Source organism: Paenibacillus sp. FSL H7-0350 (assembly GCF_038593195.1).
Taxonomy (GTDB): Bacteria; Bacillota; Bacilli; order Paenibacillales; family Paenibacillaceae; genus Paenibacillus_AQ.
The window spans coordinates 6,018,457-6,035,388 of the sequence record NZ_CP151972.1; the positions used below are offsets into that span (position 1 = coordinate 6,018,457).

At 57.5% G+C, this 16,932-nt stretch carries 15 protein-coding genes; 11 read left to right on the forward strand and 4 right to left on the reverse strand.

Annotated features, from left to right (window positions below):
* Nucleotide 1: 1 nt before the first annotated feature.
* The 3 genes from NYE24_RS27190 to NYE24_RS27200 all read right to left on the reverse strand — a co-directional run bounded on the left by NYE24_RS27190 (nucleotide 2) and on the right by NYE24_RS27200 (nucleotide 2,423).
* Complete coding sequence (locus NYE24_RS27190; protein ID WP_076159139.1) at nucleotides 2-358, reverse strand: hypothetical protein; 357 nt, start codon at nucleotides 356-358, stop codon at nucleotides 2-4.
* Between the two features lie 199 nt (nucleotides 359-557).
* Nucleotides 558-1,370 carry a Cof-type HAD-IIB family hydrolase gene (locus NYE24_RS27195; protein WP_341029320.1) on the reverse strand — a complete coding sequence of 271 codons (813 nt, stop codon included), beginning with the start codon at nucleotides 1,368-1,370 and terminating at the stop codon, nucleotides 558-560.
* Nucleotides 1,371-1,511: 141 nt separating this feature from the next.
* Nucleotides 1,512-2,423 carry a DMT family transporter gene (locus tag NYE24_RS27200; protein ID WP_036700454.1) on the reverse strand — a complete coding sequence of 304 codons (912 nt, stop codon included), beginning with the start codon at nucleotides 2,421-2,423 and terminating at the stop codon, nucleotides 1,512-1,514.
* 232 nt (nucleotides 2,424-2,655) lie between these two features.
* Here NYE24_RS27200 and NYE24_RS27205 point away from each other — a divergent pair, with 232 nt between their 5' ends.
* Complete coding sequence (locus NYE24_RS27205; protein WP_036700452.1) at nucleotides 2,656-3,366, forward strand: metal-dependent hydrolase; 711 nt, start codon at nucleotides 2,656-2,658, stop codon at nucleotides 3,364-3,366.
* Between the two features lie 91 nt (nucleotides 3,367-3,457).
* On the opposite strand, the gene NYE24_RS27210 is transcribed toward NYE24_RS27205, so the two are convergent.
* Nucleotides 3,458-4,462 (reverse strand): lipoate--protein ligase, encoded by a 1,005-nt coding sequence (locus NYE24_RS27210; protein ID WP_036700449.1) that lies wholly within the window; start codon nucleotides 4,460-4,462, stop codon nucleotides 3,458-3,460.
* Between the two features lie 321 nt (nucleotides 4,463-4,783).
* Between NYE24_RS27210 and cobD the strand changes: the two genes are divergently transcribed.
* The 10 genes from cobD (at nucleotide 4,784) to cobS (ending at nucleotide 16,188) form a co-directional block, all read left to right on the forward strand.
* On the forward strand, nucleotides 4,784-5,875 hold the full coding sequence (gene cobD, locus NYE24_RS27215; RefSeq protein ID WP_342477121.1) for a threonine-phosphate decarboxylase CobD: 1,092 nt from the start codon (nucleotides 4,784-4,786) through the stop codon (nucleotides 5,873-5,875).
* Nucleotides 5,876-5,929: 54 nt separating this feature from the next.
* On the forward strand, nucleotides 5,930-6,913 hold the full coding sequence (locus NYE24_RS27220) for an adenosylcobinamide amidohydrolase (protein ID WP_235218559.1): 984 nt from the start codon (nucleotides 5,930-5,932) through the stop codon (nucleotides 6,911-6,913).
* Nucleotides 6,914-6,953: 40 nt separating this feature from the next.
* Nucleotides 6,954-7,919 (forward strand): adenosylcobinamide-phosphate synthase CbiB, encoded by a 966-nt coding sequence (gene cbiB / locus NYE24_RS27225; RefSeq protein ID WP_076159145.1) that lies wholly within the window; start codon nucleotides 6,954-6,956, stop codon nucleotides 7,917-7,919.
* Nucleotides 7,920-8,068: 149 nt separating this feature from the next.
* Complete coding sequence (locus NYE24_RS27230; RefSeq protein ID WP_235218456.1) at nucleotides 8,069-8,716, forward strand: histidine phosphatase family protein; 648 nt, start codon at nucleotides 8,069-8,071, stop codon at nucleotides 8,714-8,716.
* Nucleotides 8,717-9,152: 436 nt separating this feature from the next.
* Nucleotides 9,153-10,613 (forward strand): PLP-dependent aminotransferase family protein, encoded by a 1,461-nt coding sequence (locus tag NYE24_RS27235; protein WP_342477122.1) that lies wholly within the window; start codon nucleotides 9,153-9,155, stop codon nucleotides 10,611-10,613.
* A 9-nt stretch (nucleotides 10,614-10,622) separates the two neighbouring features.
* The gene (locus NYE24_RS27240) at nucleotides 10,623-11,711 is read left to right on the forward strand and encodes a D-alanine--D-alanine ligase (RefSeq protein WP_342477123.1); all 1,089 of its coding nucleotides are present in this window, start codon (nucleotides 10,623-10,625) and stop codon (nucleotides 11,709-11,711) included.
* 53 nt (nucleotides 11,712-11,764) lie between these two features.
* On the forward strand, nucleotides 11,765-12,964 hold the full coding sequence (locus NYE24_RS27245) for an aminotransferase class I/II-fold pyridoxal phosphate-dependent enzyme (protein ID WP_342479305.1): 1,200 nt from the start codon (nucleotides 11,765-11,767) through the stop codon (nucleotides 12,962-12,964).
* Between the two features lie 799 nt (nucleotides 12,965-13,763).
* A complete protein-coding gene (gene cobT, locus NYE24_RS27250; protein WP_342477124.1) occupies nucleotides 13,764-14,825 on the forward strand; it encodes a nicotinate-nucleotide--dimethylbenzimidazole phosphoribosyltransferase in 1,062 nt (353 codons plus the stop codon).
* Entirely contained in the window at nucleotides 14,822-15,379 is a 558-nt protein-coding gene (cobU, locus tag NYE24_RS27255) for a bifunctional adenosylcobinamide kinase/adenosylcobinamide-phosphate guanylyltransferase (RefSeq protein WP_076159153.1), read from the forward strand. Before cobT ends, cobU begins: the two co-directional genes overlap by 4 nt.
* Nucleotides 15,376-16,188 carry an adenosylcobinamide-GDP ribazoletransferase gene (gene cobS, locus NYE24_RS27260; protein WP_342477125.1) on the forward strand — a complete coding sequence of 271 codons (813 nt, stop codon included), beginning with the start codon at nucleotides 15,376-15,378 and terminating at the stop codon, nucleotides 16,186-16,188. The genes cobU and cobS overlap by 4 nt, the downstream gene beginning before the upstream one ends.
* Nucleotides 16,189-16,932 lie beyond the last annotated feature (744 nt).

Genomic DNA, 16,932 nt, shown 5'->3' on the forward strand with positions numbered 1-16,932 from the left:
CTTAGAGAGTGTCCATTGCCTGAATGATCTGTCCCAGCGCCTTCAATCTTCTGTCCAAAAGTGTCCGCTGCGGGCTCCCAGCCTTAGATTTAGCATAACTGGATTCTACGGAGGGGGTTAACCCGAGAAGAACATGGCGGGCTTCTGCCAGCTCGGCAGGGTTACAAGAGAGCGGCTTCTGATTCCAAACGTTGTCCAGAACTGCTAACCCGATGTGCATGGCGTTCAGGCGTTTCTGAACCAGAGTAGTATTGGTGCCGCTATTCGTCATCTGGGTTAAGGCACTCTCAAGCTTACGGATTGTCGATTGCATAGAGGCTATGGATTGCAGTTGTTCCTCATTTGATATCTCTTCCATGAAGGCACACTTCCTTTCTATTTAGTATAAAAGGGTGGCGCACCGCAGTTCATACCATGAATCTGCGGGGTGCCTCCCTTTTTGGAAAGATAATTTAGATGTTCTGGGGTCCCCGCAAAGTATCTGAATATACATCGAAGCTAAAGCCCCACTTTGTGGGGTTATTTAGCATGAGATGTTCTGCTGGTGTTGTAGCAGCTTATGCTTCTTGGCCAGCGTTAAGAATGAACTTATCAATAGCGTATTTCACGCCGTCCTCATTGTTGCTGAGTGTAACGAAATCAGCGATATCCTTAAGCGCAGGAATGGCATTCGCCATGGCCACACCGAGACCCGCAGCTTCAAGCATCTCATGATCATTCCAGGAATCGCCGACAGCCATCGTCTCGGACAACTCGCAGCCAAAGTGCGCAGCCAGGAATTCCAGGGCCAGACCCTTGGTGCCTTCATGATGCATAATCTCCAGGAAATGTGGCTTGGACTTCGTGATATGAACCGAATCGCCGAGCAGGCGGCGCAGGATCGGAGACAGCTCATCGAGGAAGTCGGGATCGTCGATAATGAGCATTTTTGGTGTTTTTTGCGGAACCAGCTTGGCTTCCCAGTCCGGTTCGATGTAGTACTGCGTTCCATTCAGAGTGGAATAGTCAATCAGCTTCTGATTCTCTTCACGGGCATACAGCTTGTCGTCAATATAAGTCTGCAGGTGCAGATCATGCTCTACACAATACTGGAAAAGCTTGCGCACCGCGTCCTGCGGCACATAACGCTCATACAGGACCTCTTCATCGAGCAGGTTCTTTACCAGCGCCCCTTGGTAGGTGATGATCGGAACATTCAGTCCGGTCTGGCGGGCAATCGCCTGGGCGGAAGCATAAGCGCGTCCGGTAGCGAGGGTAACCACAACGCCTGCGGCTACAGCCTGCTCCAGCGCGGTCTGGGTGGCCGGGGTCACTTCCTTATCGTCGTTAATCAAGGTATCGTCAATATCAATGGCAATCAATTTGTACATTTGGGTTCTCTCCTAAGTGTGGTTTGTAGTCCGGCTATCCGCTATCACTTCTATAGCAAGGGGAACGGAAGCACGGCTTTCTGTCTGTAGCAATGGAACATATGAACTTTAAGTCTGGTAAAAGGGTTCGCGGATTCCGGTTCAGCCCTCCGCCTGCGTTCCGGACGGTGCGGGGTTGAGCTCTGCCAGCAGCATGGCGGCAAGAATGCAGCCGCAGCCGAGCAGTGCAGATGCGCCCAGCGTCTCTCCGCCGAAGAGCAGGCCGGTGACGGCAGCGAACACCGGCTCCATGGCATAGATGATCGCCACCCGGGACGGGGTGGTGTATTTCTGGCAGGCCGTCTGAATCCAGAAGGCGAAGGCGCTGGTTGGCCCGATGGAGATCAGCATCGCAGAGAGCACCTCCGGCTGGCGGAGCAGCTCTCCGCTGTGCAGCAGCGGGCCGCTTCCATCCACAAGCAGGGAGGCAACAATGCTGAGCAGGCCTACGAAGCCGAGCTGAAGCGCCGCCAACGGCAGGGCCGGATAACGCGGTGCGTATCTGCCGGTATACGCGATCTGCAGCGCAAAAGCCACGGCGCAGAGCAGAATTAGGCCATCGCCCTTATTCAGGGAGAAGGCAGAGCCGGTAAAGGTCAGTAGATACAAGCCGCCTGCTGCAAGACCGGCGCTCAGCCAGGTATATCTGGAAATGGCCGTCTTCAGCAGCGCCAGAGACAGGAACGGCACGAGCACCACCGACAGCCCGGTAATAAATCCCGTGTTGGAGGTGGTGGTGTACAGCAGCCCCACGGTCTGGAAGCCATAGCCGAGGAACAGGAAGAGGCCCAGCAGCAGGGCATGCATCACCATGCGCAAGCTCAGCTTACGCCATTCCTGGCGGTAGAAGACAGCGGTAATCAAGGCCAGCAGCACGGCGGCACCTGTAAACCGGATGCTGTTAAAAGCAAGCGGCGGCAGCACCCGCACGGCGGACTGCACGATCAGAAACGTGCATCCCCACATCATCGCCACCAGGAGGAGACTGAGATCGGCGATTCGGGAGCGATTCACAGGGTGTCATCCTTTCGGGGCCAGTTGAGTTGTCCAAATTGTATCCTAAAACAGGGGGCAGGACAAGCCGAAACTGTACGGCTTCCTTGGCCCCGCGGGCCTGAGGAGCCTGGAAACTACATATAAGCTGGACAAAAAAGGAAAGCCTTGGTATACTTCGGTAACCGCACACCTGTTCTTATTTCGGGACATCCAGAAGCATTTACACTTTCATCTAAGGAGCGGATTCACCATGATGGGCAAATCCCATTTAGTTATCAGCACCGGGGTTACCCTGTCCGCCATGAGCTTGCTAGGGCATGCCATTACCCTTCCGGCTGTTGCCGTCGCCGTGGTCAGCTCACTGCTGCCCGATATCGACGAGCCGAATTCCATGCTGGTACGCAAGGCCGTGCCGGAGTTTTTGCTGCGTATTCTGCAGGTAGCGCTGATTGGAGCGGGCATTTATCTTTATTTTGCCGGGATAGCGGAGCCGCCCTGGAATATCGCACTGGCGCTGCTGGTCGGCAGCGTATCCTTCCTGCCCAGCCGCAGGCTGCGGCATCTGGTGATGCTGCTGATTGCGCTGGCCTTGTTTGCTTTTGCCGATGCCTATGATCCATGGAACTATATCGCAGCCTGTGTGCTGGTCGTAGCTTCCATAGTTCCACACCGGGGAATCACACATACGCTGTATGCCGTGGCCGGATGGGGCGCGCTGCTGTACTTCGTCTCCCTTGACATGAATGACGGCGGCAGTCTGTGGATTGCCGGGGGCCTGTCCTACGGACTGCATCTCCTCGCCGACTCCCTGACTCAGCGCGGGATTACCCCGCTGCCTCCGATTCCCTTCAAGCTGCGCTTGAAGCTGATGAGCACCGGCACCAAGAAGGGCAACGCGGTGGAGAAAGTATGCGTGATGCTTACGCTGGCGCTCGTTGTGTATGTGTTCGTGCTTGTATAGCAGCGAACCCGGCAAGGATACGAAGACAAAGAACCCCACTAGCTCTGCGCAGGATGCGGCAAGGTTAGCGGGGTTCTTTTATATGCAGCTGCTATTCCTCAAGAAACACAAGTCCGATGAAGTCCTCCGGTTCAATGCGGCCGAAGTAATGCTTCAGATCGAGATCAGCCAGCGCCTGGCGGACCTCTGCCTCCTCATAACGCTTGCCGCGCAGCGCGTTCTCCACATCTGCCACATCGCCCACGCCGAAGAAGTCGCCGTAGATTTTGATCTCCCGGATGACCGAATCTTCAATATCCATGCGGATATCCACGAGTCCGGCCGGGAATTTGCGGGTGTGCTTCACGTTGCTCTTAGGCGAGAGACCGTAGTTCCAGTCCCAGTTCTGGTAATGCTCCTTGGAGATTTCATTGATCCGCACCCAGTCGTCCATTGTCAGCTTGTACTGAGGCACATCAGCGGCCTCCATGCCGAAGATCGAACGCAGCAGCCCTTCGCGGAATTGTTCAATGGTCATATCAGGATTGCCCAGCAGCTCCTTGATATTGGCGACCCGGCTGCGGACCGACTTGGTGCTCTTCGACTTGAACTTCTCGGGATTCACGTTCAGGGAAGCCTGGACATCATCCAGATTCAAATCAAACATCAGGGTGCCGTGGCTGAACATACGTCCACGCGAGGAGAATTGGGCGTTGCCGGAGATTTTCTGCTCCCCAACCTGAAGGTCGTTGCGTCCGCTGAGCTCGGCGTTCACGCCCATAGACTGCAGATAGTCGATGACCGGCTGGGTGAATTTCAGGAAATTATGGAAGGACTGGCCGTCATCCTTGGTAATGAAGCTGAAGTTGAGGTTGCCGAGATCATGATACACTGCACCGCCGCCGGATAGCCGCCGCACGACCTGGATGTTATGCTCCTTCACATACTCCTGGTTGATCTCCTCGATCGTATTCTGATGCTTGCCGATAATAATCGACGGGCTGTTGATATAGAAGAGCAGGTAGCTCTCGTCCATCGGGAGGTTTTTGAGCGCAAATTCCTCAATGGCCAGATTGATCGATGCGTCTGTAATGCCGGTATTATCAATAAAAAGCATTCGTGATTCCTCCGTTAACCATAGTAAACTGCTGTACTTATTCTAAACTAAAAGAGAGATTTCTACAAAACGGAACGGGAATGGCGGGTGGAGGCAGGGAAATGGGTGATATAGCATTGACGGATTTCCGGCAATTGGCCAATAATTGGGAGAATGGTGATATAACTACGGATAGTGAAGTGAGACTTACATATTACACAGAAGGTAACTGCCTGATGTAGCATTGATAAATCATTAATAGTGTGGACAGAGAGGATATAGGATGGAAACATGGACACGGGGGATATATGATGGCGAAATATAAACATGGGGGATATACATATGCTTGAAAAATATGGACATGGCGGTGATCTGCTGACCGCAGCTGAATTATACGGCGATAGCAACGGCGGGTTTCTGGATTTCAGCGCGAATATTAACCCGCTGGGGCCGCCGCCCGGTGTGCTGGCGCTGCTGCGGGATGCGGTCTCCGCAATCACAGCGTACCCCGATCCGGGCCACCGGAGGCTGAAGGCGCTGCTGGCGGAGGAGCTGGGTCTCGGCACGGAGTGGATTACCGTGGCGAACGGGGCGGCAGAGTCGATGGCGCTGCTGCTGCTGGCGGTGGCTCCGTGCCGGGTGGGCATCGTGGAGCCGTGCTTCTCCGAGTACCGCCAGCTCGCGGAGCAGTTCGGCGCGGAGGTCTTGTCCGTTCAGGGGAGCAGCCGGACGGATTACCGGGCTGACGTGGACGGTATCTCCGGCCTGCTGGAGCAGGTCGATCTGCTGTTCCTCGGCCAGCCGAATAATCCGAACGGCGTCCAGTATCCGCTGGACGCGCTGCGGCAGCTCGCGCAGCAGGCGGAGGCCTGCGGGACGGTGCTGGCGGTGGATGAAGCGTTCATCGACTTCATCCCGGAGGCGGACCGGCAATCCCTGCTGCCGGAGCTGGGGGCTTATCGTCATACGGTGCTGGTGCGCTCGATGACGAAGTTTTTTGCCATTCCGGGGCTGCGGCTGGGCTTCACTGCCGCGCATCCGGCGCTTGCCGCGGCCATGACGGGCAAGCAGGTGACCTGGAGCGTGAACGGCCTGGCGCTGCTGGCCGGGGAAGCTTGCCTGCGCTGCGGCGACGGCTACGGGCAGGAGACGCGTGCGCTGATCGCAGCCGAGCGGCAGCGGCTGCGGGAGGGCTTGCTTGAGCTCGGCTGCGGCGTGCCGCCGGGCGAAGCGAACTTCCTGCTGCTGCGGCTGCCCGCTCCGTGGAGCGCGCAGGAGATGCAGCAGCGGCTGGGCGCGGGCGGCATCCTCGTCCGCAGCTGCGCGATGTACCCCGGCCTTGAGCCGGGACACATCCGCGTAGCGGTGAAGGGCCGCGCGGACAATGACCGTCTGCTGCAGCAGATGGGGGAGCTGATCTGGACGGGGGTGTGAGGCATCCGCAATCAGGAGATTTTGAGAGTCACTAAAGAAAGGAGTCGGTGATACGTGGATGAGATCGAGGTTAGTCTGCCTTTTAATCTTGAAGACGGAGTGAAGACGTACCAGAGTAAGGTGTGGCCCGGGGTGGCGCTTGAATGGCGGGAGGGCCATCTGCTGCTGGAATTTCCGGCTGAAGCGGACAGTATATCAAGTGCGGTATATGGCGGAGGCGCGGGGCGTCTGAAGCGTGCGGTGAATCAATACGTCAGCCGGGACTACGAATGCAGCAATCCGGTGCAGGATCTGGAAAACAAGCTTCAGGAGTGGGGCTACCCGCTGGAAGGCTGCGCGGGCCTGATGACGGCAGTTCCGCTGGAGCACGCCGCCGTTGCTGAGGAGGATACCGGATCAGCGGGCATATTCTGCTGCGTAACAGCGGCTGCGGGCAACGCGGCCCGGGCGGGATCACAGCGTAGTGTGCTGGCAGCCTACCGTCCAGGCACGATCAACATCATGATTGGGATTGATGGCTGGTTGTCCCAGTCAGCCATGGTTAACGCTGTGATGACGGCTACCGAAGCAAAGGCTGCGGCATTGGCAGACCTCGGAATCACGGATTCCGAGAATGGCCTCATTGCGACCGGCACCACTACGGATGCTATCGTGCTTGCGGTGAGCGGAAGCCGCCGCTATGCTGCGGAGCATGTGTATGCCGGGACGGCGACTGACCTCGGCGGAGCCATCGGCAGACTGGTGTACAGCACGGTGACGGAGAGCCTGCGCTCAGTGAAGGCAGCGAAATCTGTGAGCAGCGCGCAGGCGGAAGCATTGCAGGCTGCGCACGGGGGAGACGCGGGAGCATCACAGGCTGCGCGGAGGGTAGATGCGGAAGCATCACAGGCAGTGCGAGGAGTAGACGCGGAAGCGTTACAGGCTGTGCACGGGGTACACGCAGAAGAATTGCAGGCTCTGCAAGGAGTCGACGCAGCAGCGCCACAGGCACCACATTCTCTGCCACCACGTGTCTCTCAGAGCGGCGGCCGGGAATGACGAACACGGACTACTATACAGAGCGGCGGGGTGATCCAAGGTGAAGCTTGCTATCATCCTGCTCTTTGCTTATATTGTGGACCGGATAGCCGGCGACCCGCGCAAGCTTCCCCATCCCGTTATTTATATGGGGAAGGCGATTAGTGCCCTGGAGCGGGGGATTCGCCGCTTCGCTGCAACGCCCAATGCTCTGAAGCGGGCGGGAATTCTTCTTCCTCTGCTGGTAGCAGGCGGCGCATGGGCGCTGACAGCGCTGGTTGTCATGCTGCTCTACCGGCTATCGCCCTGGCTGGCCGGAGCAGCCGAAGTGTGGCTGATCTCCACCACCATTGCCTCCAAAGGGCTGAAGGATGCGGGCATGGCAGTTTACGCCGAGCTGCGCTCGGGGGATCTGCCCGCCGCCCGCCGGGCGCTCGGGATGATCGTTGGCCGCGATACAGACCATCTGGATAGCCCGGAGATTGTGCGCGGTACGGTGGAGACGGTCGCGGAGAATATCGTCGATGCGATCATCTCGCCGCTGTTCTTCGCCTTACTGGGCGGCGCACCGCTGGCTATGGCTTATCGTGCAGTGAACACGCTGGATTCCATGGTCGGCTACAAGAATGATAAATACCGCGATCTCGGCTGGGCATCGGCCCGCCTGGATGATGTCGCCAACTACATACCGGCGCGGATGACTGCGCTGCTCTTAACCTTATGTGCGGCACTTCTGCGGCTGGACTGGCGCAGATGCTGGCACACGGTTCGCCGGGATGCCCGCCTGCATCCCAGCCCGAACAGCGGGTATCCCGAATCGGCAGTAGCCGGGGCGCTTGGCATCCGGCTTGGCGGTGAGAATGTATACCATGGCATAACTTCCTTTCGCGCTTACATGGGTGATCCGCTGCGGACGATGGAGCCGGAGGATATTATTGTGACCTCGCGGATGATGATGTGGTCCTCGGCTATATTTGTCTGCATCTGTGCAGCCGTTGCCCTGCTATGGCATGGGATCGGGGGTTGAGCAGATTGAAGAAAGTTCAAGCATTGGGTGCGGGGGAGTCTTCTCCGGCAATCCAGAAAGCTCAGAAGGTTCAGAATGCTCGAAAAACTCAGAATGCTCAGAATACACAGAATACACAGGAAACCTGGGGCAGTCAGAAGGCTCAAAAGTTGCAGAGTACACAGTCACCTCAGACCAACCCTGCGCAGCCGGAGCTGGAAGTGGTTTTAGTCCGACATGGCTATACCCAGTGGAATAAGGAACACCGTTATCTGGGCAGTACCGATTTGCCGCTTGTGCCGGGAGAGGCAGAGCGGCTTGAGAAGCTACGGACACAGCCACCGCTTGGCGGGGAGTTCCGCAGTGTCTATTGCAGTGACCTGCGCAGATGCCGGGAAACTCTAGCGGCCTTGCTTCCGCACCTGATGCCGCAGGCAGTCTATGATTCCCGGCTACGGGAGGTGGACTTCGGGGCGTGGGAGGGCTACACGTATGATCAACTTAAGGATAATCCGCTGTACCGGAGCTGGATTGACAACCCCGGGTCGGCAACGCCCCCGGAAGGGGAGGCGTGGGCGCAATTCGCTGCCCGGGTTGATCATTTCTGGATAGAGCTTCTGCGGGAGGTGCAGGCTCCCGATGCATCCCGTATATTACTGGTGACCCATGGCGGCGTCATCCGGCAGCTGCTGGCGCAGATCATTGAAGGCCAGACATTCTATACCGCAGCAGCACCGGCTCCTGGTGAGGTTACGGTCCTGCGTCTGCTGAAGGTTGGAGGAAGCTGGCAGATGGCGGCGGAGAATGCTAACGGGTGATTGCACTTTGTACATCAGAATGATCCAAAAAACGTATCCATAACTCATTCTGCTGTATTTCCTGCAACAGAATTGCAGCAATTAGCCCGATAATAGGCAAAATCCAAATTTCTAATGTACATAATGCAGCAGAACGCGAAAAGCGGCCAATATACGCTAAACTGACTGTACAAAATACAATAGAAACCTCAGGAGAGCGCTCAATTAGTGCCCGGGCAATACACGAAAATACCCGATAATCACAACCCGTCCGCATCCGCCCGCATCAGGTATTCCCCATTACCGGTATGCTGAGAAGACGCATGTATAAGCAATATTAGCTCCACATTCCCGCCCCTCATCCCCCACAGAACCACGTCCGGCAGAAAATCCCGGGGCGGTGGTTCTTTTTTTACGGCAAAGTCTGTGCCATGATAGCTATGGAGGCGATCGCAGGATGTTTAAGGATTTCAAGCTCATTACCGGGCGTCCGGTATCGATCCAGGTGAAGGATTATATGAAGCATCTCATCATCAAAAGCGCGCTCCAAGGCGGCCAAAAGCTCCCCTCGACACGCGAACTCAGCAGCCTGCTGAAGGTCAGCCGGAACTCGGTGATCTCGGCTTATGAGGGTCTGGAGGACGATGGCTTCGCCTATACCGTACAGGGTCAAGGCAGTTATGTCGCCCAAGGCGCGGCAGCGCAGAACGGTGCGGAAGCCGCCTCATGGACGATGGACTGGAAGGAACGGCTTAGCGGGCAGGCGCTGCTTGCAGAGGAGCTGGACATTATGAAGCGGGGGATACGCGCGGAGAAGGGCACGATTTCTTTTACCAGCATCGCCCCGGATGAGCGTCTCTTCGAGCTGGATCATGTCCGCAGAGCGTTCCTGGAGCGTATGTCCGTAGAGGGCAACGTTCTGCTGAATTATGGATATGCCAAAGGCTATAAGCCGTTAATAGACTATCTCAAGCAATATATGGAGCATAAAGGCGTGGATCTGCGCGGCAAGGATATGCTGATTACGAACGGGTTCACGGAGGGCTTCGACCTGGTGCTGTCGGCTCTCGGCAAGCGGCATGGCGCAGTGGTCTGCGAGAATCCGACGCATCATACGGCAATCAAGAATCTGAAGCTGCACGGCTTCGGAATTCACGGGGTCACGATGGAGCGGGACGGCATCCACCTCGGGGAGCTGAAGCAGGCGCTGGAGGCGCGGCCATATGACTGTGCTTATCTGGTTCCCTCCTACCATAATCCCACCGGCATCGTCATGTCCCCCGAGAAAAGACAAGGGCTAATGAAGCTGATGCAGGACTACAACGTGCCGGTGATTGAGGACGGGTTCAATGAAGAACTGCGCTATTCTGGCGCCCATGTGGCTCCGTTAATTGCGGCGGCGGGCGGCGGGAACGGCGTGGTGTATCTCGGTAGCTTTTCCAAGGTCCTGTTCCCCGGGCTGCGGGTAGGCTGGGTGCTGGCGGATGAGGAGCTGATCTATTATCTGGAGAGTGTTAAGCGGGCGCGGACCATTCATACCTCGACGCTTGACCAGTCCATTCTGTATCAATATCTGCTGGGCGGCAACCTGGAGAAATATCTCAAAAAAGCCCGGCTGGAGTATAAACGCAAATACGAGCTGACCCTGGCCTGCTGTAAGGAGCATATACCATATGCCTCCTTGTCGGGTGATGGGGGGCTGCATCTGTTCGTAACGTTCGCGGAAGGCTTCAATACAAGGGAATTGCTGGCGGCTTGCCACGCGCGGGGGGTTATTTTTACGGCGGGAGACATCTTCTTCACAGACGGTGCAGGACAGAATACGCTGCGGTTGGGCTTCTCCAGGGTGGCGGATGAGGATATTGTGCGGGGCATTGCAATCATCGGGAAGACAGCACGGACATTAATGGGAGAATGAGGTGCGGATATGCTAAGAGTAGGTGTGATTATGGGCGGGGTATCGTCCGAATATGAGGTGTCGCTGAAGACTGGCAGAGAGATGCTGAAGGCGCTTGATCCGGCAAAATACACAGGAATTCCGGTACACATTACCTCGCGTAAAGAGCTGCTTGAAGGGGCGACGGGACTGGACTTCGCTCTGCTCGCCCTGCATGGGGCTTACGGGGAAGATGGTACAGTGCAGGGAACCCTGGAGACGCTCGGAATTCCGTATTCCGGGAGCGGGGTGCTCGCAAGCAGCTTGTGTATGGATAAAGGGCTGGCCAAGACGATCATCCGCAGCAAAAGCATTCCCACACCCGACTGGCTGTGTTGGGACAGCATGGACGACTATGCCCCGGAAGCCGTGGAACGGCTCGGTTATCCGGTGATGGTGAAGCCGAATTCCGGCGGGTCCAGCATCGGGATGACCAAGGTAAGAGGGCCAGAGGGGCTGCGGGCGGCGGTGGATAAGGCTTTTGCTAGTGCGGATGGAGGAGCGGTGCTGATTGAACAATACATCCCGGGACAGGAGATTACCTGCTCCATCCTGGGGGGAGAGTTGCTGCCGGTCATCGGGATTCAATCGCTGGGTGCAGACTGGTTCGATTATGAGGCCAAATACGAACAGGGCGGAGCGGAGGAGCAGATTATCCGGCTGCCGGATGCGGTGCAGGAACAGGTACGGACGGCGGCGTTAACCTGCTACCGGGCGCTTAAATGCGCAGTGTATGCACGGGTGGATATGCTGCTGAAGGATGGCATCCCTTATGTGCTGGAGGTGAATACATTGCCCGGAATGACGGCAACCAGCCTGTTGCCTCAGAGTGCAGCGGCAGCCGGGATGGATTTCAGCAGCTTGCTGGATGAGATTATTACCGGATCGCTGCGGGAGCGCGGGGGCTTGAAAGGTGCATTTGGCGAGGGAGCACGGACGGATGTGGATGCAGGAGTTAAGCCGCAGGGGCAAGTCAAGGATGCGCAGCAAGCCGGTTATTCCAATCATACCCATCATGCACATCATGTCCCTCAAGCCCCTCAAGCGCAGCCTGTAGAATCTGGAGGTGTCAGGCTATGAGTACGATGAGAAGGGACAATGCTGCATTGCCTGTAGATAGAGTCAGCAGCCCTATGCACAGTCATATTATTAATCCGCGGTTACAAGAGATTCCGCCTTCGGGCATTCGGGCTTTTTTTGATCTGGCTGCGGGTAACAACGATATTATCTCACTAGGAGTAGGCGAGCCGGACTTCGCTACACCCAAGCAGGTAAGAGCAGCCTGTATCCGTGCGCTCGACCGCGGGGAGACGGGGTATACCTCGAACAGCGGACTGCCGGAGCTGCGGGAAGAAATTGCCGGCTATTTGGAGGCGGGCTTCGGATTGCGCTATGATCCTGCGGATGAAATTCTGGTTACGGTGGGAAGCAGTGAAGCGGTGGATCTGGCACTGCGGGCATTCATGGCTCCCGGGGATGAGATCCTGATTCCTTCTCCGGGTTATGTCGCCTATGCGCCTATCGCTCACCTGAACGGCGGGACATTGGCACCAGTGGAGACAACGGCAGAGGAAGGCTTCAAGCTTACAGCAGCAGCCTTGCGCCGAGCGATTACTTCACGTTCCAAGCTGTTGATGGTGAATTTTCCAAGCAATCCTACGGGAGCGGTTATGACTTATGAGGACTGGCTGCCGGTTGCTGAAGTGGTGAAGGAGCATGGCCTGATTGTCATTTCTGATGAGATCTATGCCGAGCTGACTTATGACAGCAAGCATGTCAGCATTGCCTCTCTGCCTGGGATGATGGAGCGGACGGTGGTGATCAGCGGGTTCTCGAAGGCTTTTGCCATGACGGGCTGGCGGGTAGGCTATGCCTGCGGGAACCGCGAGCTGCTCTCGGCCATGCTGAAGATTCATCAATACACCGCCATGTGCGCACCGCTGCCGGGGCAGATTGCTGCGGTCGAAGCGCTGCGCAGTGCGCTCCCGGATATGGAGCGGATGAAGGCGTGCTTCAAAGAACGACGCTCGCTGATCGTGGAGGGCCTGCGGTCCGCCGGATTGTCCTGCCATATGCCGCAGGGGGCCTTCTATGCCTTCGCTTCGATCAGCCGCACCGGGCTCAGTTCAGAAGAGTTCGCCATGCGCCTGCTGCAGGAGGCAGGGGTTGCCGTGGTACCGGGTCATGTGTTCGGAGCTGGAGGGGAAGGCTACATCCGCTGCTCCTACGCCGCTTCTACGGCGAAGCTGACCGAAGCGCTGGAGCGGCTGGAAGGCTTCATGAAGATGACAATGCTGCATAGTTTTGCAGGTAAAAATGTAATTGTAAGATGATTTCATATCACCTATAATCCTTAAAGGAAGAAATAGGGAGATTGAAACAGCATTCCGGCCCGCCGCCGGATCAGGAAGCCCCCTTCTTCATTTGGAGGGGGCTTTTGGGCTTGTAATGGGGTAAGGCTGGGGAGCCGGTGTGAGCTTGATGGTGCTGAAAGTTGGCGGGCAGGTAGACGGTTAGCAGCTAACTAGGTAACTGTGGCGGGATGTAGGCTGGCGGGAGGAATAAGGGGGAGAAATCCCTTTGATTGTGGTCGAAGTGGGCTGATGGGAGGAAAGAGAGGGAGAAATCCCTTTGATGGTGGCGGAAATTAGGCTGGTGAGGAAATGAGAAGGGTAAATCCTTTTGATCCTATTGTGCTGAGGTGCATAAGTGCACCTGAATTTGGCGAAATGGGGCCAGGCGATCGAATGAGGGGTATTAGTGCACCTGATTTCAGTGAAATGAGGCTCGACGGTTAGATGAGGTGCATTAGTGCACTTGATTTCGGCTAACTTGGCCTACCCCGCGTTGCACCATTCCGCCAACCCTGCACACCTGCCCCCGCACCTTGCAACTTTTACACAGCATGCTCATACAGTGGACTACCTCCACAGCAGCAATTTGACTAAATTTATCCTTCTAATACAGGCAGGCTTAGACTCTTCAGTGCGCTAGTGAGCGGCATAACCTGCAATACTTGCGGATTTAAACTTCAATGACTGATAAACAGCTTCAACGTAACCTGATCAGCAGACACAGATGTATTCTTGCAGCGGGAGTCCGCTTTCGCACTATCTAATAGGAGGCAATATCATGATCTCAGCCATTCAAGAAGTAACCGGACGGATCGCTCCGCCTGACGAAAAAGCTACACTACGCGCGGTGCTCCGCCTGAACAGTCTGACCAAGCCGCCCGGAAGCCTCGGGCGGCTGGAGGCGCTGGCTGTCCGGCTGGCCGGAATCTCCAAAGTAGAGCAGCCCTGCTACAGCAAACGAACGGTTGTGGTTATGGCCGCAGACCATGGGGTCTGCTGTGAAGGCGTCAGTGCTTTTCCGCAGGAGGTGACCATGCAGATGGCCTATAACTTCCTCAGCGGCGGGGCGGCTGTGAATGTCCTGGCCCGTCAAGGCGGTGCTGAGGTACAATTCGTGGATATCGGGATCAACGGCGATATCGACCACCCGCAGCTGATTAACCGCAAGGTCCGCCGGGGCACAGACAATATGGCAGCAGGTCCGGCGATGAGCCGGGAGGATGCGCTGCGCGCGATTCTGGCCGGAGTTCATGTGGCGCAGGAGGCGGTGAAGAACGGCACGGAGATTTTTATTACCGGGGAGATGGGCATCGGGAATACGACAGCCAGTGCGGCGGTCTTGTGCGCACTTGAGGGCATTCCGGCAGAGACGGCGGCAGGACGCGGGACAGGCATTAACGATGAGCGGCTTCAGCACAAAATTTCGGTAATCGAACGTGCCCTCCAGGTAAATAACCCCGACCCCGCTGATCCGGTTGATGTGCTCGCCAAGGTCGGAGGGCTCGAGATTGCCGGGCTGGCCGGGCTGATTCTCGGTGCGGCGGCGCTGCGGATTCCGGTCATTCTGGACGGCTTCATCTCCGGTGCGGCAGCTCTGATCGCCCGGGCACTGGCACCGGAATCCACAGCGTACATGATCGCTTCCCATGTCTCTGGTGAGCAGGGGCATAAGCTGATGCTGGACCGCCTCGGTCTGGAAGCGCTGATTGATATGGGCCTGCGGCTGGGCGAAGGCACCGGGGGCGCGCTATGTCTACATTTTATCGAAGCGGTCTGCCGGATTATGCGTGAGATGGCGACCTTCGAAAGTGCGGGCGTCTCCGGCTCGGAGAGCGTATGAGCATTCTGGTCACGGGCGGGGCACGCAGCGGTAAAAGCGGCTTCGCCGAGCGTCTGACCCGCAAGCTGGCTGACACGCAGCAGGCGGTCTATGTGGCAACCGGACAGGCTTTTGATGCGGAGATGGAGGCGCGGATTGCGTTGCACCGGCAGCAGCGGCAGGCGGACGGCTTTCAGTGGGAGACGCTGGAGGAGCCGCTTAAGCTCGCAGCATTGCTGGAGCGGCTCTCCGGCAGCAGCCAGACTGTGCTGGTGGACTGCCTGACGCTCTGGCTGTCGAATCAGCTGCTGGCTGTGGAGGAGAGGAGCGACAGGCAGGAATTAGCAGAGGCTGCAATTGCCGAACTGGAGCAGGCCGTCTCCGGCTTCAAGGGAACGCTGATTCTGGTTACGAATGAAGTGGGCGGCGGCATTGTGCCGGAATATGCGCTGGGGCGGCTGTACCGTGATTTGGCCGGAAGAATGAACGCCAGGCTGGCTTCCCGGTGCGGGCAGGTCTTTCTCGTGACTGCCGGAATCCCGGTTGAGCTGAGAAGCCGGGAGTATCTGCTGTGAGCGCGCGGGGAAATGCCGCGGCTGCGTTTCAGTTCCTGACGCGGTTTCCGGTCCGCACCAAGGAAGATTTCTCGCCGGAGCTGCTGCGCGCGAGCGTGGTCTATTATCCGCTCGTCGGGGCAGCCATCGGCCTTAGCACCCTACTTGGCGCCGCCGCAGCAGGCTGGCTGCTGCCGGCCTGGCCTGCCGCTGTCATCACCCTCATCCTGTGGGTAGGACTGACCGGCGGGCTGCACCTGGACGGCTGGATGGACAGCGCCGATGCGCTGCTCAGCTACCGCTCCAGGGAGCGGATGCTGGAGATCATGAAGGACAGCCGTGTCGGCGCTATGGGCGTGTTGGCCTGCGTGCTGCTCCTGCTGCTGAAGGCCTCGCTGCTGGCGGCATGGCTCGAAGGCGGCAGCTTCAGCCTGCTGCCGCTGCTCCTGCTGCCGCCGGTCTGGGGCCGCTGGTACATGGTGCGGGCGATGGCCCGCTATCCCCTGGCCCGCGGCAATGAAGGGCTGGCCGCCACCTTCGGCGGGCTGCCTGCCCGGCAGGAGCGGCGCGCGGGCCTGAGCGCCGCGCTGCTGACGCTGGCCGCAGCTGCTGCGCCTCTGGCGCTGGGCGCGGGCAGCGGGGCCTGGCCGCTGCTGGCGGCTGCGGCCATCCTGACACCGCTGGCCGCGGCGGCCTGCGGCAGGCTCGCTGCGCGGCGGATCAACAGCCGGCTCGGCGGGCTCACCGGCGACGTCTACGGCGCGCTGGGCGAGCTGCTGGAGACGGTGGTCCTGCTTGTGCTGGTACTGCTCCAGCACAACCTGCCTTAGCGGGCCGCGAGCCACCTGCCCGCGTCCGTCTGAATAATGCGCCGTACCTACGCAGCATTTATGCGTCGCTTCGCGCTGCGCCCGTAGCGAACAATCAGTGATACATGTATTCTGTGCAATTAAAAAACAGTGAAACGGCAGGCTTTCTTCTTGTAACTGTAGTCTGTACAACTAAATTTACCTGAATGGGCGAAAATCCTGATATAGAGGCTGTTTAAATGCACGAAATACAGCTAAACGGAGATTCGGCGGCAGACCAAACGATTTAGTTGTACAAGCTGCGTTTAAGCCACCCTCTACACCCTAACCGGGGGACGGCGAAATTTCAGCAAGCGACGAGTTACAGTAATGCTCACAGGTGAAAATCTGCTGAAGACTAATGCATCATCAGATTTACACTAGCGGGTGGGCATGATGAACCTTAAAAGGACTAAATATGAAATCCTTGGGCCAATCTATGCGGAAAACAGCATACAATGTGCAGGTAGGGGTGTTTGTGGCTCGAATGTATGCGGAAAACAGCATACAATGTGCAGGTAGGGGTGTTTGTGGCTCGAATGTATGCTGAAAACAACATACAATGTGTAGGTAGGGTGTGCGGGGCCCGATGTATGCGGAAAACCGAACACAATTAGCAGGTGTTGTGCCAGTGGTCCTCGTTGCGCCGTCCAGCCCATGTGCACCGCTTCGCCCGGCGCAAGAACCGGCTGTGCCGTCCAGCTCATGTGCGCCAGCCCTACACCT